The sequence below is a fragment of the Flavobacterium glycines genome (assembly GCF_900100165.1).
In the GTDB taxonomy this organism is placed as follows: Bacteria; Bacteroidota; Bacteroidia; order Flavobacteriales; family Flavobacteriaceae; genus Flavobacterium; species Flavobacterium glycines.
This window is the reverse complement of the sequence record NZ_FNEO01000003.1, coordinates 124879-143015: the sequence shown is the minus strand read 5'-3', so window position 1 is coordinate 143015 and position 18137 is coordinate 124879. Positions and strand designations below refer to the sequence as shown.

At 32.4% G+C, this 18137-nt stretch carries 20 protein-coding genes; 10 read left to right on the top strand and 10 right to left on the bottom strand.

Annotated features, from left to right (window positions below):
- Positions 1-72: 72 nt before the first annotated feature.
- The 5 genes from BLR17_RS10385 to BLR17_RS10365 all read right to left on the bottom strand — a co-directional run bounded on the left by BLR17_RS10385 (position 73) and on the right by BLR17_RS10365 (position 6201).
- Positions 73-867, bottom strand: a complete 795-nt coding sequence (locus tag BLR17_RS10385; protein WP_066323662.1) for a hypothetical protein — start codon at positions 865-867, stop codon at positions 73-75.
- The gene (locus BLR17_RS10380) at positions 857-1975 is read right to left on the bottom strand and encodes a DGQHR domain-containing protein (RefSeq protein WP_083189132.1); all 1119 of its coding nucleotides are present in this window, start codon (positions 1973-1975) and stop codon (positions 857-859) included. Before BLR17_RS10380 ends, BLR17_RS10385 begins: the two co-directional genes overlap by 11 nt.
- Before the next feature lie 222 nt (positions 1976-2197).
- Positions 2198-4726 carry a TonB-dependent receptor gene (locus BLR17_RS10375; protein WP_066323664.1) on the bottom strand — a complete coding sequence of 843 codons (2529 nt, stop codon included), beginning with the start codon at positions 4724-4726 and terminating at the stop codon, positions 2198-2200.
- The gene (locus BLR17_RS10370; protein WP_066323665.1) at positions 4713-5627 is read right to left on the bottom strand and encodes a FecR family protein; all 915 of its coding nucleotides are present in this window, start codon (positions 5625-5627) and stop codon (positions 4713-4715) included. The genes BLR17_RS10375 and BLR17_RS10370 overlap by 14 nt, the downstream gene beginning before the upstream one ends.
- Before the next feature lie 58 nt (positions 5628-5685).
- Positions 5686-6201: an RNA polymerase sigma factor gene (locus BLR17_RS10365; RefSeq protein WP_066323668.1), complete on the bottom strand. Its 516-nt coding sequence runs from the start codon at positions 6199-6201 to the stop codon at positions 5686-5688.
- Positions 6202-6440: 239 nt separating this feature from the next.
- On the opposite strand from BLR17_RS10365, the gene BLR17_RS10360 reads away from it, so the two are divergent.
- The 3 genes from BLR17_RS10360 to BLR17_RS10350 all read left to right on the top strand — a co-directional run bounded on the left by BLR17_RS10360 (position 6441) and on the right by BLR17_RS10350 (position 8907).
- A complete protein-coding gene (locus BLR17_RS10360; RefSeq protein WP_066323670.1) occupies positions 6441-7481 on the top strand; it encodes a hypothetical protein in 1041 nt (346 codons plus the stop codon).
- Positions 7482-7559: 78 nt separating this feature from the next.
- Positions 7560-8312 carry a membrane metalloprotease gene (locus BLR17_RS10355; protein ID WP_066323673.1) on the top strand — a complete coding sequence of 251 codons (753 nt, stop codon included), beginning with the start codon at positions 7560-7562 and terminating at the stop codon, positions 8310-8312.
- Between the two features lie 16 nt (positions 8313-8328).
- Positions 8329-8907: a porin family protein gene (locus tag BLR17_RS10350; RefSeq protein WP_083189144.1), complete on the top strand. Its 579-nt coding sequence runs from the start codon at positions 8329-8331 to the stop codon at positions 8905-8907.
- Between the two features lie 69 nt (positions 8908-8976).
- Here the strand turns inward: BLR17_RS10350 and BLR17_RS10345 are convergent, their stop codons facing one another.
- Positions 8977-9849: a lysophospholipid acyltransferase family protein gene (locus BLR17_RS10345; RefSeq protein ID WP_066323678.1), complete on the bottom strand. Its 873-nt coding sequence runs from the start codon at positions 9847-9849 to the stop codon at positions 8977-8979.
- A 118-nt stretch (positions 9850-9967) separates the two neighbouring features.
- Between BLR17_RS10345 and BLR17_RS10340 the strand changes: the two genes are divergently transcribed.
- Positions 9968-10606, top strand: coding sequence for a rhomboid family intramembrane serine protease (locus BLR17_RS10340; RefSeq protein WP_066323680.1), 639 nt, complete (start codon positions 9968-9970; stop codon positions 10604-10606).
- A 45-nt stretch (positions 10607-10651) separates the two neighbouring features.
- On the top strand, positions 10652-11344 hold the full coding sequence (locus BLR17_RS10335) for an SIMPL domain-containing protein (RefSeq protein ID WP_066323685.1): 693 nt from the start codon (positions 10652-10654) through the stop codon (positions 11342-11344).
- Positions 11345-11426: 82 nt separating this feature from the next.
- Here BLR17_RS10335 and BLR17_RS10330 read toward each other — a convergent pair whose 3' ends face one another.
- Positions 11427-11867 (bottom strand): KTSC domain-containing protein, encoded by a 441-nt coding sequence (locus BLR17_RS10330; RefSeq protein WP_066323687.1) that lies wholly within the window; start codon positions 11865-11867, stop codon positions 11427-11429.
- Between the two features lie 161 nt (positions 11868-12028).
- Positions 12029-12277, bottom strand: a complete 249-nt coding sequence (locus tag BLR17_RS10325) for a hypothetical protein (RefSeq protein WP_066323689.1) — start codon at positions 12275-12277, stop codon at positions 12029-12031.
- A gap of 87 nt (positions 12278-12364) precedes the next feature.
- On the opposite strand from BLR17_RS10325, the gene BLR17_RS10320 reads away from it, so the two are divergent.
- Positions 12365-12925: a hypothetical protein gene (locus tag BLR17_RS10320; protein WP_066323695.1), complete on the top strand. Its 561-nt coding sequence runs from the start codon at positions 12365-12367 to the stop codon at positions 12923-12925.
- Here the strand turns inward: BLR17_RS10320 and BLR17_RS10315 are convergent.
- Both BLR17_RS10315 and BLR17_RS10310 read right to left on the bottom strand, forming a co-directional pair.
- Positions 12922-13308, bottom strand: a complete 387-nt coding sequence (locus BLR17_RS10315; RefSeq protein WP_066323698.1) for a response regulator — start codon at positions 13306-13308, stop codon at positions 12922-12924. The two genes, BLR17_RS10320 and BLR17_RS10315, sit on opposite strands and share 4 nt — an antisense overlap.
- Complete coding sequence (locus BLR17_RS10310; protein WP_169817135.1) at positions 13308-15512, bottom strand: sensor histidine kinase; 2205 nt, start codon at positions 15510-15512, stop codon at positions 13308-13310. Before BLR17_RS10310 ends, BLR17_RS10315 begins: the two co-directional genes overlap by 1 nt.
- Before the next feature lie 509 nt (positions 15513-16021).
- Between BLR17_RS10310 and BLR17_RS16490 the strand changes: the two genes are divergently transcribed.
- From BLR17_RS16490 to BLR17_RS10295, 4 genes are all read left to right on the top strand, one after another.
- Positions 16022-16174 carry a hypothetical protein gene (locus BLR17_RS16490; protein ID WP_169817136.1) on the top strand — a complete coding sequence of 51 codons (153 nt, stop codon included), beginning with the start codon at positions 16022-16024 and terminating at the stop codon, positions 16172-16174.
- A gap of 2 nt (positions 16175-16176) precedes the next feature.
- A complete protein-coding gene (locus BLR17_RS10305; RefSeq protein ID WP_066323701.1) occupies positions 16177-16407 on the top strand; it encodes a hypothetical protein in 231 nt (76 codons plus the stop codon).
- A 12-nt stretch (positions 16408-16419) separates the two neighbouring features.
- Positions 16420-16794 (top strand): YchJ family protein, encoded by a 375-nt coding sequence (locus tag BLR17_RS10300; RefSeq protein ID WP_066323704.1) that lies wholly within the window; start codon positions 16420-16422, stop codon positions 16792-16794.
- Positions 16795-16923: 129 nt separating this feature from the next.
- Complete coding sequence (locus BLR17_RS10295; protein ID WP_066323951.1) at positions 16924-18042, top strand: vWA domain-containing protein; 1119 nt, start codon at positions 16924-16926, stop codon at positions 18040-18042.
- Positions 18043-18137 lie beyond the last annotated feature (95 nt).

Genomic DNA, 18137 nt, shown 5'->3' with positions numbered 1-18137 from the left:
TTGTTACGGGCACGAGCGGGACGCTCGCGCTAGCGAACCTTAAGAAAAACGCTCGCGCCAGCTGGGGGTTTATTAAATTCCCAACAACTCGTATCTTGGAAAAGTTTTAAGATGATTAAGCTGGTCAACAGTATAATTTAAAGTTAAACCATTACTATCAAAATTAGATTTTGTCAAAATTGCTCTTTTAATTGGTATGGCTAATGGTGCGAATTCATTTTGAAAAGTTATTATAAATGTGTCAGAAATAATATCTTCAATAAGTTTAGTGAAATTTCCACTTAACACTTCATTAGCTATATAGGTCAAAAAATCTGAACTACCAGGATCATTGAAATACCTTTCCTGATAGTTAATTTGTTCCCGTTTTTTCATTAACCATTCATACGAACTTAAACCATCAATTTCCTGAGAGAGTAACATGTCAGAACCACTAAATAAATCTTTATAGTAATTTATTGCTGATTTATGATCTCCAGAATATTTATTTCTATTTGGTCCGCGAGTTCCTTTTGATATTGGAGTTGCACCAGCAGAAGCTTGTAAATAATAAATTGTCTTATGTCTAATTAGCCCATAATCTCTCAATGCTAAATCTGCTTTAATCATATAAAAAACAGAATAATAACATTTTATAATTGACCAAGAATAGTTTTTATTTTCAATACCATTAATTCCCTCTAATAGACTTAAATGCCCTTTGTAAAACAAATCTTTAGCGTCTTCAATTAATGAGTTTTTAAAAGCATAGGCATTTGCATTATCAAGTGTCAATGTTGAAATATCAGCCAAAAAGAAATCATCAAATGAAGTACAACCTAAAATACTTTCACAAAATGTTTGTGCTCTGTGTCTATCAAAACTCATATTCGTCTTGGTTTGGTAATGATTTTAAATAGTTGTCTTGTAAAAAATCCACAATTGCTTTTCTCTGAGATTTTCCTTCAAGATTTTTTAAATCTGACCTTTGAAGTAATTCTCCTTTTGGTAAGTCTAAAAGAGATTTAAAATCGTCAACTTTAAACGATTTTTTTTCTGCACATTTTATAAGTAAATTTTTAATCAGATGCTCAATTGCTCCAAAAAAACCTGCATTTGTCAAGAAAGGATTTTTGGCTCGATTTGTCCATAAATTTTCTCTGTCGTAGTAAAATTTGAGAGCGGTAAAATAATTCATTATGACTATTTTCTGGTTTTGTAGATTGGTTAATTTATGGCTTGCAAATACTCCATCGGATTCTAAGTGTTTTTTTAATGAGCTAACTACAGTAGCTAAGTCAACAAATCCAACACCTTTACCTTGTCCAGGATATTTAATAGCTTTATAAAAAGGAGACTCAATATTATCATTTAATTCTTCTGCGATATCCGTTGCTCTGTTTATAGAATGGTTTGTGTCATTTTCAATTTCACCAAATAGATCATAAATCAAGCTTTTAGGAACAGGTTTTTGCTCTGAATTAATATTAACAAAAATTCTTGCAGCATCTTTTGTTGATAGGTTCAAGCTTAAAGTCACTATGATTTCTTTCTCACCAATTTCTGGATTTTCTTTTATTGCTTCTTGAAGTCCAACAAGTCTATGTTGACCGTCGATTGCTTGGGCTGAAAAAGGAATAATAGGTATTATGATTTCATCATTTGAAAATATGGGTTTAACTTTTGTGTCAGTCCAATTTAAAATGAATGTACTGTAAAATATATTTCCTTCTAATATATATTTTTTTATTGCAGCGATTCTTTGTTTATTCAATACTCTTTGTACAGCTCCTTCTTCTTCGTCACGTCCTCGAACAGCTACATAATATATGTAAAGGACATCCGAAATTTTCATTGATTGTGTAAAAACTGTTAAATCACCAAATTTTGTTTGTAGTGATTTTACTTTAACTTTTTTAATTGTTGATGTTTTTTTTGCTACAGTTTCTTCTTTTTGAGCTAATTTAGTATTTGCTTCAATTTTTTTTAATGCCATTATATATAGATTATATGGTTGTTTTGTTTCTTGTTGAGGATGTTTTTTCTACAATTGCCCTCAACTAGTTTATGTTTATAACAAAATTATACAAAGCCATCTTTTTTTTAGTACTAAAGGTATGATGTTAATCCAATTTTGTTTTATCCAAATATAGAGATAAATTACTACGGCATATTTTATTTATGGAGATTTTTTTTATTAAGGGAGGTAGTAGACTAATTAAAAATTCACCCTAAAACTCACATTAGGAGTCAAGCCCAGGGATTTGTTGTTGACCTGTATGGTTTTCGAAGTATCGTTAGGATCTACTTTATAATAACGATTAATGATGTTGTTTTGATTGGTGATGTTTATAACACCAGCCCTTAGGATTGCTTTTACAGCCGAACTGAAATTGAAATTGTAACTAAAGGAAGCGTCTATTCGAAGAAAATGATCCAGGTTTTGACTATTAGGGGTATCGTAATTTACAAAATAGCGGTTTCCATTTTGTACCGTTTCATTTCCTGCAACGGGTTTGGTGTAGGGTAGTCCGTTGTGCCAGCTGCCTCCAATGGCCATTTTTAAATTTTCTAAAATGGCATAATTCCATCCCATGTTTACTGAATGACGAATGTCAACATTATTAGGAAAGGAAGAAGGTATAAAACTCTCAAAATGATAATTGTTTTGACTAAAAGTATAACTCAGCCAGGCACTGTGTTTTTTGGACGTTTTGTTGATTAAGAATTCGATTCCTTTGTCGGTATAGCTTCCGTTGGCATTTTTGTATTGGAAATTATTGTAAAATCCCTGATTGGAAGCGGTAATGCCGTCAACCAATTTGTAAAATCCGGTGAGGTCAATATTCCAGTTATTATCATTGAATTCGAAGCCAAAAGAAGCCTGTTTGCTTTTTGCAATTGGAATGTCCTTGTTGTTGACTAATTGCCAGCGTCTTTTTTCTACGCCCAGAAAATCATCTTCAAAATCGATAATTTGCGTAGAAGTCTGATTTTTAAATTCGCCTTCCAGTTTGAATGCGAATTGGTTTGAAAGTTCCTGTCTGAAATTGATTCGGGGTTCGAAAAGGAATTTTTGAAATTTCTGGAAATAATTCAAACGAAGTCCTAAACGAAAATAGGTTTTGTTCTTATTGTATTCGGTTTCGGCGTATAAAGCCTGATTCAATAACACATTCTTTTTCGTGCTGGAATAGAATGGTGCGCTGACACGGGTTTGGTTGAGCATTCCGGTTTCGTTTAGCTGATAACCGGATAAAAGGCGGATATGTTCATTAAAAACATAATGCAAATTCAGTTTGGTCGCCGTTTCAATCACTTCATTGGCTTCGGTCAACAGCTGATCGGTAGCCACACGATGATCACGGGAATCAATGTTGTATCTGGAAAAATAGCTGTTTAATTGGGTGCTTAATTTGGGTGTCCATTGGGCTTTCCAATTACCACCAAACCCAATGTTCTTTTGCGAAAGCGCACTGGATTTGGATTTGGTGTCATCGCTGTTATTATTTTCAGAATAATTCAATTCGTTGGTTATCCCGATAAGATTTGCTCTAAACTGATGTTTTTCGTTTAAATCATAAAGGATTTTGGCGGTATAATCGTAGAAATAAAAATCGGAATTACTGTTTTTGGTGGTATTATCAGCATTGATTTCGGTATCCTGAAAACTCTTTTTGTAATAGTTGGTATAAGTAGGCGTGTTGACAAAATCGGTGATGGAATGACGGGCAGAAAGATCGATTTCCAGATTTTTGGCCAACGGAATTTGAACAAATACATCTCCGCTAATTAAATTGATACCTGCACCTCCGGAAACGGAACTTTTGATTTCGTTATTGGTACTCATATTAATCATGCTCGAAACACCATCACTAAATTCGGCACTGGTACCGTTTTTAGTCACTACAATTTTATTAGTCAAATTAGGATTGTAAGCTGAAATTAAACCAAAAAAATGCCCCGAATGATACATTTTGATATTGTCCCAAAGCATTAGGTTTTGGTCGTTAGTACCTCCGCGAACATTGATATTGGCAACACTTTCATTAGCGCTTTCAATTCCCGGCAGCACTTGTATGGATTGTAAAACATCAGGTTCGGTAAGTCCGGGAAGAATCCCGAATTTTTTAGTGTTTAAAACCGTACTCCCATCGGTGGTTTTTTGTAAACCGGAAGTTAAAAATACCGGAATTAAAACCGGATTGAGTTCTTCTTTGGAAGGTTTTAAATAGATAGTTGGACAATCTTTTGCAGCAGCAAAAAAAGCAGTTGCTCTTATTTCTTTAGTTTCAAAACCCAAATAAGAAATACTAATAATCGTTTCCAGAGGAATATTCTCCAGATTGAAACTTCCGTTTTTTGAAGCAATCGTTACTTTTGAGTTATTGGTTCGAATAGTTGCTCCCGAAAGTGTGTTTTTAGAATCTGCGGCCAGAATAAATCCGCAAATACTAATGGTTTTATCGAGTCGTGATATGGTAATGTAGCGACTGTCGAGCGCTTTGAAATTAAGCGGAACTTTTGCATTCAAATAATCAATGGTTTGCTGCAGATTTAAGGCATTAGATGGTTTTTCGATACTAATTGCGGTAATGTCTTCTACAGCATAGGAAAATTTAATATTGAATTGTTGTTCAAGGGTTTTTATAATAGTGGTTAAAGGAGTTTTGTTACTGCTTGTTTGTGCAGTACCAATACTCCCAACAAAAAACACTAAATAAAAAATCCATTTATTGAACTTCATATTGGTATAATGTAACGGTTTTGCCTTTTATAGTATAGCTTAATTGCAGCGGAATAGTAATGGATTCCAAAGCTGTTTTTTGATTTGTATGTGTAAAACCTCCGGTAAATAATTTAGAAGTATCGATGCCTTGGGTTTCAATTTGTATATCATATTGACGCTCTAATTCGGCAATAACCTGATTAAGTGGAACACGGGTAAAACTGGATTCTTTTTGTAACCAGGAAGGTGTTTGCGCATCAAAATCATCTGTTTTTTCAATCTGTTTGTTAATGACTCTAAAGCTTTTTCCGGGAGGTAATTTTACGGTTGTATTATTGTAAGTCACACTTACCAAACCTTCAAAACAGCTTACTTCGTAATAGTTGTCTCTTTGTTTTACATCAAAATGTGTTCCGAGGACTTTTACCACACCATCAGCTGTTTTTACGCTAAAGGTTTTACCTTTCTGTACCTGAAAATAAGCTTCTCCTTCCAAAGTTAAATCTCTTTTTTTGTCCCAATTTTTTTCATTGAAAGTAATTTTGGAAGAAGCATTCAGTAAAACTTCGGAGTTGTCGGGAAGCTGAAAGCTTTTGGTTTGTGCAATTCCGGTTTCGAAAGATTGTGTCGAATTGAAAAATAAGAAATAAGCCGAAGTTAATACTACCGCAACAGCAGCAGCCACTTTAAAGAAAGTTCTAAAGTTGAGTGTTCTCACTTTAGGTTCTTTTTTAGTCAAATTTCTGCTTTTTAATGAAGCCAAAGCTTCTCTGGCATCTACTTTTGGAGTTGCCAAATGAGCTGAATAATGAGCAATCTTTTCTATAGTTTCAAAATCTTCGGATTGTTTTAAATCTTCAATTTCTTCAGCAGAAAGTTCGCCATTAAGCCATTTTAATATTTCTTTTTCCTTTTTCATTTGTTCTCGCTATAGTGATAAGACAACTGTATCGTTTTTTACCCTACTTTTCAGTTAATTAGATATTTTCGATTCGTTCTTTTAGGGTTTTTAAAGCTCCGGACATCCTTTTTTCAACTGCTTTTTGGCTGATGCCCAGTTCATCGGCAATTTCCCTGTATTTTTTTCCGTCAATCCGGTTCATTAAAAAAACTTCTCTTTGTGCTTCGCTTAATGAAGCGATGGCATTTTGCAGTTTGATTTTAAATTCTTCTTCTTCTAAAAGGTATTCGGGACTTTGATTGGTTTTATCCAGAGCAGGAGTGTCTTTGGCGAAAGCCATAACTACTTTTTGATGTTTAACCGTATTCAGGAACAAATTATTTACCGTGGTGAATAAATAGGTTTTTACTTTGGTGTAGTCAATTTGGGAACAGTTTTCCCAGATTTTAGCAAAGGCATCCTGGACAATATCTAAAGCGGCATCACTATCGCCCGATTTGTAATAGGCAAAATTGGTTGCTGATTGTACGTTTTTTATATAAAATTCGCTAAAATAAGATTCTTCGCAAAGATTGTTGTTTTCCTTACTCATTCTTCTTGTAGGATTGGTTTAGGGGTTTTGTAAAATTAGATTATTTTTTTGAAATCATCAGTGTTTGAAAAAAATGTATTTTTTTTACGGCTTTAAGATTATTGTAAATCAGTTTGTTATGAAAAGTTTTATTTTTTTTAATTTTTCAGGGTAGGGAAAAATCAATTGCTGTTGTCTTACTAATAGAAATGCGAATAAATCGTCATTATTAACTATTAGAAATATTAAATTTGTAAATTATGAAAACATTTAAATTGATTGCCGGAATTGCATTGATGGGAATTTTTAGTTTAACATCATGCCAAAGTGAGGTTGAAGAAGTTCAGGGAGATAATCCGAATACGAACACTGCTAATTCAACTACAGCCAATAGTATTAAGAGAATTTCCATGTATGATGGATCATCAGATGATGCTTTAGATGGTTCTTCCTGCTCTTCTATTTTGTTTCCTTTTAGTGCTACAGTTAATGGTGTAAGCCTTGTAAACCAATTGAGTTATGAACAAGCAATTACTATTCTTGGACAACTTAATAATGATACCGATACAGTGGTACTTCAATTTCCTTTAAGAATCAGAATGAGCGATTATACAGAGGTTACTGTAAACAGTCAATCAGAATATAATGCTATAGTAAATAATTGTACTCAGGCAGAAAATAATGGTCAGGCTGCTATTTCTTCATTAAATATTAGCTTCCCAATCACAATATTAACCTATGATGCGAGTTTAGTACAAACAGGAAGTACTGTTATTACAACCGAAAGACAATTGTACACTTATATGGTTAATTTATCAAGCACCGACTATTTTTCAGTAAAATATCCAGTGACAGTTACACTTGCTGATGGAACTACCGCAACTGTAAACAGTGATACTGAATTGAAATCGGAAATTACCGCTGCGTTGAGTATTGAATCAAAAATTGATGCGGCTGTTGAAAATAAAGCCAAATTAGAAAAAATCTTAGTTGACGGAACTTTTAAAGTGAGTTCTTATATTGTTGCTGGAGTAGAATCGGCTACTAGTTATTATTTGAATAAGACTATTGATTTTACAAACGATTGGAAGGTGAAGTCTTTGGAAGCTTTGACTACTGTTGCTACAGGTACTTATAGTATGACATCAGACACGGATGTGTATTTACAATTAGGTTTTACCAGTAATACTAATTTTACCGTATTCAATAATACATGGAAAGTAATCAGTTTTACTGCTTCAACCATTACATTAGAAAGTAAAACCAATAGTGCTGTAAAATTAGTATTGAAACAAATTTAAATGCTAAGGAATTGGTATATACCATTAATTTGTGTTTAATTTATCTTTTTAAAAGAAGTAGTTTATAAAATTTAGATAATGAAGAAAATAATAGCTGTATTTGTTTTAGCCTTTTTTTTACTGAATTCCTGTTCTCCGAGTGATGATAATTCAGATGTAATTGTTAAAGCAAATAATAAAAAAACCTTAGGAACTTCTGCACACGATTTATTATCAGAAGATAAATTTGATAGTATGATTGTAGAGATAGTTTATGTAGAAGGCTATGAACCTACCGCTACAGCAATTAATAACTTTGTTTCTTTTCTAAATACCAGAATTAATAAAACGGGAGGGATTACAATTCAAAAAAGAGCCATTCCGTCTCCTGGTAATGACAGCTATACCAATACACAAATTATTGCCATTGAAGATGCTAATCGAATTTATTATAATGAAGGAAGTCAGATTGCAGTCTGGGCTTTTTTTGCTGATGCAAAATCTTCTACAGATACGAGCACTTCGGTGGTTTTAGGAACAGCGTATAGAAATACTTCTTTTGTAATTTATGAAAATACAGTTCGCAAATTAAGTGGTGGTTTGTATAAACCAAGTACAGTAGTTTTAGAATCTACAGTAATCGAGCATGAATTCGGACATATTTTAGGTTTAACTAATGCCGGAACAGCTATGCAATCCAGTCATGAAGATTCAGAACATAAAAGACATTGTAATGTGTCAAGTTGTTTGATGTTTTGGGAAGCCGAATCAGGAAGTAATTTACTGGGAGGAACTATTCCGCAATTAGATACTCAGTGTATAGCCGATCTTCAGGCTAATGGGGGTAAATAATTTTAAAAATAAAATAATGAAAAAAATATATTTAGTTGGATTGTTGCTAGGTTTAGTAATGTCTATAGAAGCACAGGAAACTTCATTGCATAAGTCACATGGAGGAATCAAAGGAGGTTATAATTTAGCTGCTGTAAGTTTTGACGGTGACGGAGAAACTGATAGCAGAAGTGGTTTTCATGTTGGAATTTATGGAGAGTCATTTTTAAGTGATGCTTTTTCCATTCAACCGGAATTACTATTTTCACAACAAGGTTATGAAATCACCAATAGTTCCGGGAAATTTACTCAAAAATTGAATTATATCAATTTGCCTGTAATGTTTAAAGCTTATCCTTCTCAAAACTTTTTTCTGGAAGCAGGGCCGCAAATAGGAGTTGCGGTGACTCATAAAGAAGTTTATGACGGAGTATTTAGCAGTACCCAGGAATATAATCCGGATAGTTTTGATTGGGGAATGAATTTCGGAGCAGGTATTAAAACAGATTCAGGTATTAGTTTAGGTGTAAGATACCATCTGGGATTAGGAGATTTGTACGATGAACAAAAAGCTCAAAATCGAGTTTGGATGTTTTCTTTAGGATTTGATTTGTAAGCCCCAAATCTATCATTTTGCTATATAAAAAAAGCTTAGTTTGTAATTATACGACTAAGCTTTTTTGTTTTATTTATGTTGGTGTTTCCATCTTTTATGAGTCCAGAAATAATATTCAGGAGCTTCATAAATTTGTTTTTCTACTTCTTTAATATAGCGATGGATAATTTCATAATTAGGAAGTGATTTCGGTTCGTCAGTAATAGGAACCAAAGTGGCTTCATAATAACCTCTTTTTACCTTAGTAACTTTGGCAAACACAACATTGAGATTGTATTTTTTAGATAATAATTCCGGACCAATGTGAACCGGAGTTTCCATTCCCATAAAATTTTCCCAATGTGCAATTTGTTTGGTTTTAGGTGATTGGTCACTGACAAGTCCGTACAGGGATAAGATTCCTTTTCGTTGGTTGTTTGCCATCAACGGAATGGTTTTGTCAGTTGATACTAATTCGGTTTTGTATTCTGAACGAATGTCTTTGACCAATTTGTCAAAATAGCGGTTGGCTATTCTTTTGTAAACACCTACACCCTGATAGGAGGATTTAAGATTGATGGCTATTAACCATTCCCAACTGGCATAATGAGAGGCTAAAACCATGATACTTCGGTTTTTTTCTTCGTATTCTTTGAGTAAATCCAGATTGGTGATTTTAAATCTTTTTTGCATTTCTTCCGGAGAAATAGTCATGGTTTTGACCATTTCCATAAACAAATCACAAAAATGGTGATAGAATTTTTTCTCGACTTGCAAACGCTCTTTGTCGTTTAAATGCGGTAAAGCGATTTCTAAATTGTGTTTTACGGTTTTCTTTCGATAACCTATTATGTAGTAAACAATAAAATAGAGTATATCAGAAATCCAATAAAATATTCGGAAAGGTAAAATCGATATGAACCAAAGTAATGGATAAGCGATTATAAAAGCTAAAAATTGCATGCAGTTTTTTTTATGGGGCAAATATAAGTCAAAATTGACTAATCATAATAAAGTCTGAGTAGTTACTCATTGCATCTGTTGGAATTCTTATATTTACCAGTGATAATAAAAATACGATATGAATACTTTTTTGATTGCCATAATATTGGCGAATGTACTTTTTAGTTACAAAGGATTTAATGATTATTCTTTTTTTAGAAAATATGAATTTCATGTTGGTAGTATTCGTTCAGGTCAGCAAATCCGAATGTTAACTTCGGGATTTCTTCATGCCGATTTAGGACATTTGGCTTTCAATATGATTACACTTTATTTTTTTGCTCCTGTAGTGAGTGCATATTTAGGTGATTTAATGTTTGTAATCATTTATTTTGCAAGTTTAGTCTTTGGTAGTTTACTCACTTTGGCAATACATAAAAACGAATATAATTACCGGGCTATCGGTGCGTCGGGAGCGGTTACGGGAATTTTGTATTCGGCTATATTATTGCAGCCGGATATGATGTTGGGTATCTTTTTTATTATCCCAATGCCTGCTTATGTGTTTGGAATTTTATACTTGTTGTATTCTATTTACGGAATGAAAGCTAAGAATGATGGAATAGGGCATACAGCACATTTTGGTGGCGCTATAGGAGGCTATTTAATTACGTTATTGGTTTATCCGGATTTACTTATCTTACATCCATTGATGGTCAGTTTGTTAACAATACCTATCGTATTTCTTTTTATTTTAATAAAGATGAAGAAGCTTTAATGGCACAAATTTTGAATGTTGTCTAGAAATTAAAAAAATATAGCAATGAAAAGAGTAATAGTATTTTTAGCAGTAATGTTCATGACTTTATCTTATGGTCAGGAAATTAAACAAGTCCCACAAATATCGGTTTCCGGTGAAGGTAAAGTAAAAGTAATTCCGGATCAGGCTACGGTTTCGGTTTCTATTGAAACAAAAGGGAATGTGGCTAAGGAGGTGAAAAAAGAAAACGACGAAAAAACAGAAGCCGTTTTAAAACTCATTAAAAAAATGAATTTAGCACCTGCGGATTATAGAACGCAACGCGTGAGCCTGAATCCACAATACGATTACGAAAAAAAGAAAACTTTGTATAATGCTACTCAAACAATTGAAATTACAGTTAGAGATTTGAATAAATACGATGAGTTGATGGAAGGCTTAGTTAGTCAAGGTGTAAACCGAATTGACAATGTGGTTTTTCAATCGTCTAAAATGGCTCAATACGAATCGGATGCCCGAAAATTAGCAATGAAAGAAGCCAAACATAAAGCGGAAGATTATGTTTCGGTTTTAGGACAAAAAGTTGGTAAAGCAATGACAATATCCGATAATACACAAAGTTATACGCCGGAACCTGTTTATGCCAGATTTAAAACAATGACAGCTATGGAAAGCGATTCGGCTCCAAGAGAAACCTTAGCTGTTGGAGAAATTACCATTATAGCAAATGTAAGTGTGAATTTTATTTTAGAATAAATTCCCTATTTAAAAGGATACAAATAAAAAAGCCAGTAAATGTATTTTACTGGCTTTTTTAATATTTTATCAGATTAATGAATTAATCTTGGTTTGTAACTTTTCTGTAAGGAAATGAACCAAAAATATGTCTTTTAGCGAATCTCGCAGGAGAATCAGCATTTACCATTTTAATGTAAGTTGCTTTAGGAACACTAATGTATTCATAAACACTACCGTTAGAGAAATTAATAATTAATCGGGCTTCTTCAAATTTATAATCAGTAACTGTAGCAGTAGCAATAGTTTCCTGGTATTCAGGTAGATTTTGTTTGATAGTTTCAGGATTGATACTTACTAAAAAGTGGTAAGCTTCAATGATTTTTTTACTATTTTCTTCAGCTGCTTTTAATCCGGCATCATCTCCTTGAAATTTATCAGGATGAGATTCTTTCATCGCATTACGATAAATGGTTTTCAATTCTTTTAGCTGTACAGTTTTATCAACATTTAAAAGCTTGCGGTATTCAACTATTTTTTTCATAAATTTAATGTAACTACTTGTCTGTTAGTGTGAAAGTAATTATGTTTACTTTCAAAATCGACAATTTTTTTGCAAAGGTACACTTTTTTTTAAGTTTTCACTTTATGATTAAAAAAAAAGGAAAAAAGTTTTTTAAAATGTAAAATGCAGATTATCAGTGTTTACTGTTCGGTTTTATTGTTGGCCTTGTCAAAGTTTTTAGACTTTTTAGGATACTGTTTATAACTAATGTCACTTGGGTTTTCAATAACTGATTTTATAGTGATCCAATCACCAACAGCAAATTTGGCCAGAACCATTTTGTAATCTAACAGATATTCTCCACAAAAAAAGTTGTTGTTTTCGTCTTTTTCAATAATTCCTGTAAATATTCCTTTTTGTAACCTCTTTTCTTCTGAAGCTTTGGTCATGATTGTTTCTTTAAAAATTTCAGGACAAAGTTAATCAATTAAAATTGGCTTTAGGCTGTTTTGGGCATTCTAAGTATATTTGCGCCTATGCAAAAAAATTACAAACCACATCCTAATTCATTTAAAAACACTTTTTGTGTTTTTCATGAAGTACTTCCTGATGCTATTGAAGGATTAAAAAAGCAATTTGAAAGCAAGGCGGGGAGTAGTTATTATTATTCAACTGAAGGAATGTATCGTCTTTCTAATCACTGGGGAAGATTAGCAAACAGCAAATGGCGGTTGGTACCTATGGAACCCGAAACTGCGTCTAAGTATAAAATAGGTTTTGCAAAATGGGATTGTTTTTATCCTGATAATGCTACAGAAAAACTGTATTATTTAGAAATGGATTACACTAAGAATGCTGTTAATTATCAGCATAAATTAAATCCGGATTACAATCAAAAAACCTTGCTGCGCAATAGTTTGGAAACAACCAAAAGAATCAAGCAAATTAGGAACATCATTGAGCTTACTTCCTGGGCAAAGCATTTTGAATGTGATGATATTGGACTTTTACGCTCATTAATTATTGAAGAATTGATTAATACAGATAAAAGTCTGGATAGGGTTAAAAGGGAAGTTGCTGAAAAACTTTCTAATTAAGAAGCAATTTTTATTAAATCCTCAAGACTTATAGGTTTACACATATAACCAAAAATATTAGGATTGTTTTTAGCTCTTTCTTTATCATCAATGGCAATTGAAGAACTGGAAATATAGATATTGAGTTTGGCGTTTATTTGTGATTTTAAAACGGCTATTTCTTCCATAAATCCCCATCCGTCAAGAACAGGCATTTCGATATCTAATAGTATGATATCCGGAAATTTTTCATTCTCGGTTATATTTTTCTTTAATGAATCAATAGCTTCTTTTCCATTTGTAAATGATTGTGTAGCCGAAAATATTCCTGATTTCAGGATTATTTTTTTCATGATGATTTGATAGATAGGATCATCGTCTATTATCCAAATTGTTTTTTCCATTATGATATATACACTTTAAACGTTGTTCCTAAATTGGGTTCACTTTCAACAGTAATACTGCCACCCATAGCATCAATTTGATTTTTTGTAATGAATAATCCAATACCTTTTGAGTCTTTATGGGTACTGAATTTTTTATACATTCCAAAGATTTTATGACCATTTTTATTTAGGTCAATTCCAATTCCATTATCCGAAACTTTAAGTACTGTTTTTTTACCTTCTGTATAACAGTCAATCTGAATAGTAGGATGTCTTTCCTGATGACTGTAACGGATAGCATTTGAAATAAGATTGTATAGAACACTTTCCAAATAGGCCGGATTATAGATGATTTCAATATCTTTTTTGACAGAAGAAATTACTTTTACGCCTTTTAACTGAATTTGGTCAGACAAAATGGTTAGTGTATTGTCAATATATTGTTTTAAGTTTAGTTTTTCGGTTACAATATCTACGTTGGTTTGGATATTTACAACTTCATTAAGATTAAGCATGGTTTCATTTAAGGAATCGGAAACGGATTTCAATAACTGAATCATTTCTTCTTTTTCATCCTCTGAATCTGAGTTTTCAATTAAATCAACTATTGATGAAATATTGCTGGTGTGTGATCTTAAATTATGTGAAACTATATAAGAAAAATTCAATAATCTTTTATTTTGTTCGCTAACCAGATTAAATGAATTGTTTAAGTCTTTTTGAATTTCTTTGTTTTTAGTAACATCAATCATGATACCTCTTAAGGTTTTTACTTCTTCGTTTTCAATGATTACGTTTACAATATCTCTAAGCCAAACAGTTGAACCGTCTTTTGCAATCATTCGATATTCAAAATCATGGTCTAATTTTAGAGCTGTTTGTTCTGCACAGAATTGTATCGCAAAGTCTTTGTCTTGATGGTGAATATGATCTGTCCAAAAAGAAGGGGTGCTCATCCATTCTTTGGCGGTATATCCTAAAATAGCTTCTACTTTTTTACTAACGAAAGTGAATTCCAAGGTTTTTGCATCACATTCCCATACAATTCCGTCAACTGTATTGATTAGTGACTCAATTCTTTGTTGTGAGTCAATAATAATCTGATCTGCTTTTTTTCTTTTTGTAATATCTTCTATAATTATTACATGCTTTGAAGTTGCTTCTTCTTCTTTCCAAAGAGCTGAAACAGTGATGTTAACCCAGATTATTTCTCCTGATTTAGTAATGTATCTTTTTTCCATTGCATACTCCTGAATTTCCTTTCGGTAGAGTTTTTTTAGGAAATCCAAAGATTTTTCTATATCATCCGGATGAGTAATGGCTTTTACGTCTAATAGTTTTAATTCGTCACTGCTGTATCCTGTTAAATCGCAAAATTTCTTATTTACTTCCGAGAATCGTCCGGTAATAGAGTCTAAATAAGTAATTCCTACAGCAGCCTGATCAAAAATACTTTTGAATTTAATTTCGTTTCTTAAAAGTTTATCTGTTTGTTTGCGAAGTAATTTTTCTAATTCGGCTGGTTTTTTAAAAAAGGAAGCTGTTAAAAAACCAATTAAAGAAGCTAAAATCAAAGCTAAAAATGCACGTACTGCAAAGGGAAATATTAGCTCATAAGGTTTTTTATCTACCAAATATAGTTTCCAGTCGCCGTCAGGTATAATAGAAGTGATAGCATTTTTAGGGTTAAGCTTTGTTTTTGTGTCTAAAAAAAAGTTTTCTTTTTTTGTAATTGGATTTATTTTAGAAAATTGAAAATAATATTTAGACTGGTCGAGTTTTTTTATTTCCGGTTTTTCTAATAGTGTATTTAATCGAATTAAAACTGCTGAAAATCCCCAAAATTTATTGTTCTTATAAATAGCTAATCGGCCTAAAATCCCCATTCCTCCTTGTTTTAATTCAAACGGACCTGCAAAATGCATTTTTCGGGTTTTAATAGCTTTTAAGGCCTCAGGACGTTGTTTCTTATCGTTGAAAAGATTAATTCCTATTGCCGCTTCATTTCCTTTTAAAGGATAAGTGTAACGGATAATCCCATTAGGAACGAGTTGTACGGCATCAATATTAGAATCCGAAGCAAGAATTTGTTTTCCAACAGCTTCAAAATTTTCGGGTTCACCTTTGTCATTAATTGTTAATGCTAATGTTAATGCATCAACATAATTTTTTTTCAAAGATTGCTCGATGCTTTTATGGATAGCCTGAAGCTTTGTATGCATAGCATCATTCTTTGCTTTTTTTAAAATATGGTATTGTTGTGAAATAATCAGTGAAAAAATGACACAAAAAAATAAAAAAACGAATATCCCTATCAACTTGGGTTTTAGCAGAAACCATTTGTTATGATTTAAAGAAAATTTTGTTAATTTCATTTTTTAAGAAATTTTGTTTTTGTAATGCTTTTAGCTTTTTACTAAAAACGCTTAGCTATCGCAATAAAGTAATGCTTTTAGCTCAAAACTATGAAAAATATTTAAAAATTGAACGAAATTGATTATTGTTTTTTTGATAATTTTAGAAAAAAACTATTGCTGATTACTATTTGTTAAATCATGTTAAAATTGTGGGTTTTCTATTTTATTTTTAGAAATTCCAGTGAAATGATTCTTTTTAATTTGAATATTTTATTTAAAAATGATAAACTTTGTGCAGTATTAAGATGCTTAAAAAATAGTTTAGTTGCTTAAAGTTTTTGAAAATTGTTATTGTAGATTAAAAAAAGAGGATTATGGGAAGAAATAATGAAAAAAATATAAAGAAACACAATGACAAGTTGCATAAAGCTCAGGCTAAAGCAAAACAGGCCGAAATGCTTAGAAAAGAAAAATTGAAGGAAATTGTCAAAAAGTTTAATGAAAACAAAAACGAAGAAAACAAATAGAAATGGAAAACGATAAATACGCCTTATTGAAAGCTGAGGTTCAGGAAATAATCGATTTAATAGCTGCAAAAAACGCCAAAGAAGCCAATAATAAATTGGTAGATGTTAGCGAACAATTAGATGATTTATTAGATATAAGTGATGACGACGAGGATTTAGTAGAATTGAGTAAGTATCAGGTTTTGTTGAATCAATTGTTTCAAAGGATCGTGGCGCTCAATGGTCAGGTCTAAGTTTTTTCAGTTATGAGTCTCTGTTATTGTAATTCGCAAAAATCATTTGAAGATTGTTGCGAACCTTATTTGAAAGGATTAGAAAAGGCACCCACAGCCGAAGCTTTGATGCGTTCCCGTTATAGTGCTTACGCCACACATCAGGCTGATTATTTAGTGGCAACAACGGATGTGTCGCAAAGGGCTTTATATCCTAAAGAAGATATTTTGCTTTGGGCTACTTCTAATCAATGGCAAAAATTAGAAGTTCTTAAAGCAACTGCTACTACAGTTGAATTTAAAGCCTATTATTTGGATTCAAATAAAAAGTCGCATATTCATCACGAGTTTTCCACTTTTGTTCAGGAAGACGGAATTTGGTATTATGTTGATGGTGAATATTATTGATTTTTCAAGAAATTTTCCACGCTTTAGGGACGGGGAAGAGAAAATTTTACTTTTTAGGGATTTCTTTTAACTTAAAATTAATAACCGTTGAGTTGAAGTACATTTTAAAATAATGTAATTTTAATGGTTATGGAAAAGAGCAGTAAAAAAGGTTTCTATTTTAAACAGTATCAGGCTCCCAATCAGTCTCCGTTTGATAAACTTTTTGAGATATTCAAAGAGTTGATCACACATGCTTCGGGAGATTTTGATGAAGCTATCGATTGGTTGCGTGAATTAGACAAGGAATATAAATTGACTGATGAACACTATACTATAGATGATTTTATTGAAGATTTAAAGAAAAAAGGCTACATCAAAGACGAACTGAAAGACGATGGAACTTCAGGTTTTGGAATCACTGCAAAGACCGAAAGAGCCATTCGTCAACAAGCCTTAGACCAAATATTTGGTAAGCTAAAACGCTCCGGAAACGGAAATCACAAAACAAAACATGCCGGAAACGGCGATGAACATACGGGAGAATTCAGAGAATTTCATTTTGGCGACAGCTTGGAACGAATTTCATTGACTGAAAGTTTACGTAATGCCCAAATCAATAACGGCGTGAATGATTTCATGCTGACGGAAAATGATTTGGTTGTTGAAGATACACAGTACAAAGCCCAAATGAGTACTGTTTTGATGATTGATATCAGCCACAGTATGATTTTGTATGGCGAAGACCGTATTACACCTGCTAAGAAAGTGGCTATGGCACTGGCTGAATTAATTACGACTCGTTATCCAAAAGATACTCTGGATATTTTGGTTTTTGGAAACGATGCCTGGCCAATTGCTATCAAAGATTTACCGTATTTAAAAGTTGGTCCCTTTCATACTAATACCGTTGCCGGTTTGCAATTGGCAATGGATATGCTTCGAAGAAAACGAAATACCAACAAACAAATTTTCATGATAACAGATGGAAAACCCAGCTGCGTAAGGGAACGGGATGGTTCTTATTATATGAACAGTAATGGGTTAGATGAATATATAGTTGACAAATGTTATACTCAGGCACAGCAGGCTAGAAAATTGCACATTCCGATTACCACTTTTATGATTGCCAGTGATCCTTATCTGCAAAAATTCGTAAATAAATTTACTGAAGCCAATCAGGGAAAAGCCTTTTATACCGGTTTGAAAGGTTTGGGTGAGATGATTTTTGAAGATTATGAAATGAATCGTAAAAAGAGATTGAAGTAAATTGAAGTAATTAGAAAATAGAACAAAGAAGCAAGAAAAAAGAAATTAGGAACAATGGTATTTATTTGATAAAACTGAATATATTTTTAAATTAT

Coding starts and splice junctions, on each gene's coding strand:
- BLR17_RS10385 (WP_066323662.1), bottom strand. CDS start 867: ATGAGTTTTGATAGACACAGAGCACAAACATTTTGTGAAAGTATTTTA.
- BLR17_RS10380 (WP_083189132.1), bottom strand. CDS start 1,975: ATGGCATTAAAAAAAATTGAAGCAAATACTAAATTAGCTCAAAAAGAA.
- BLR17_RS10375 (WP_066323664.1), bottom strand. CDS start 4,726: ATGAAGTTCAATAAATGGATTTTTTATTTAGTGTTTTTTGTTGGGAGT.
- BLR17_RS10370 (WP_066323665.1), bottom strand. CDS start 5,627: ATGAAAAAGGAAAAAGAAATATTAAAATGGCTTAATGGCGAACTTTCT.
- BLR17_RS10365 (WP_066323668.1), bottom strand. CDS start 6,201: ATGAGTAAGGAAAACAACAATCTTTGCGAAGAATCTTATTTTAGCGAA.
- BLR17_RS10360 (WP_066323670.1), top strand. CDS start 6,441: ATGAAAACATTTAAATTGATTGCCGGAATTGCATTGATGGGAATTTTT.
- BLR17_RS10355 (WP_066323673.1), top strand. CDS start 7,560: ATGAAGAAAATAATAGCTGTATTTGTTTTAGCCTTTTTTTTACTGAAT.
- BLR17_RS10350 (WP_083189144.1), top strand. CDS start 8,329: ATGAAAAAAATATATTTAGTTGGATTGTTGCTAGGTTTAGTAATGTCT.
- BLR17_RS10345 (WP_066323678.1), bottom strand. CDS start 9,849: ATGCAATTTTTAGCTTTTATAATCGCTTATCCATTACTTTGGTTCATA.
- BLR17_RS10340 (WP_066323680.1), top strand. CDS start 9,968: ATGAATACTTTTTTGATTGCCATAATATTGGCGAATGTACTTTTTAGT.
- BLR17_RS10335 (WP_066323685.1), top strand. CDS start 10,652: ATGAAAAGAGTAATAGTATTTTTAGCAGTAATGTTCATGACTTTATCT.
- BLR17_RS10330 (WP_066323687.1), bottom strand. CDS start 11,867: ATGAAAAAAATAGTTGAATACCGCAAGCTTTTAAATGTTGATAAAACT.
- BLR17_RS10325 (WP_066323689.1), bottom strand. CDS start 12,277: ATGACCAAAGCTTCAGAAGAAAAGAGGTTACAAAAAGGAATATTTACA.
- BLR17_RS10320 (WP_066323695.1), top strand. CDS start 12,365: ATGCAAAAAAATTACAAACCACATCCTAATTCATTTAAAAACACTTTT.
- BLR17_RS10315 (WP_066323698.1), bottom strand. CDS start 13,308: ATGGAAAAAACAATTTGGATAATAGACGATGATCCTATCTATCAAATC.
- BLR17_RS10310 (WP_169817135.1), bottom strand. CDS start 15,512: ATGCATACAAAGCTTCAGGCTATCCATAAAAGCATCGAGCAATCTTTG.
- BLR17_RS16490 (WP_169817136.1), top strand. CDS start 16,022: ATGGGAAGAAATAATGAAAAAAATATAAAGAAACACAATGACAAGTTG.
- BLR17_RS10305 (WP_066323701.1), top strand. CDS start 16,177: ATGGAAAACGATAAATACGCCTTATTGAAAGCTGAGGTTCAGGAAATA.
- BLR17_RS10300 (WP_066323704.1), top strand. CDS start 16,420: ATGAGTCTCTGTTATTGTAATTCGCAAAAATCATTTGAAGATTGTTGC.
- BLR17_RS10295 (WP_066323951.1), top strand. CDS start 16,924: ATGGAAAAGAGCAGTAAAAAAGGTTTCTATTTTAAACAGTATCAGGCT.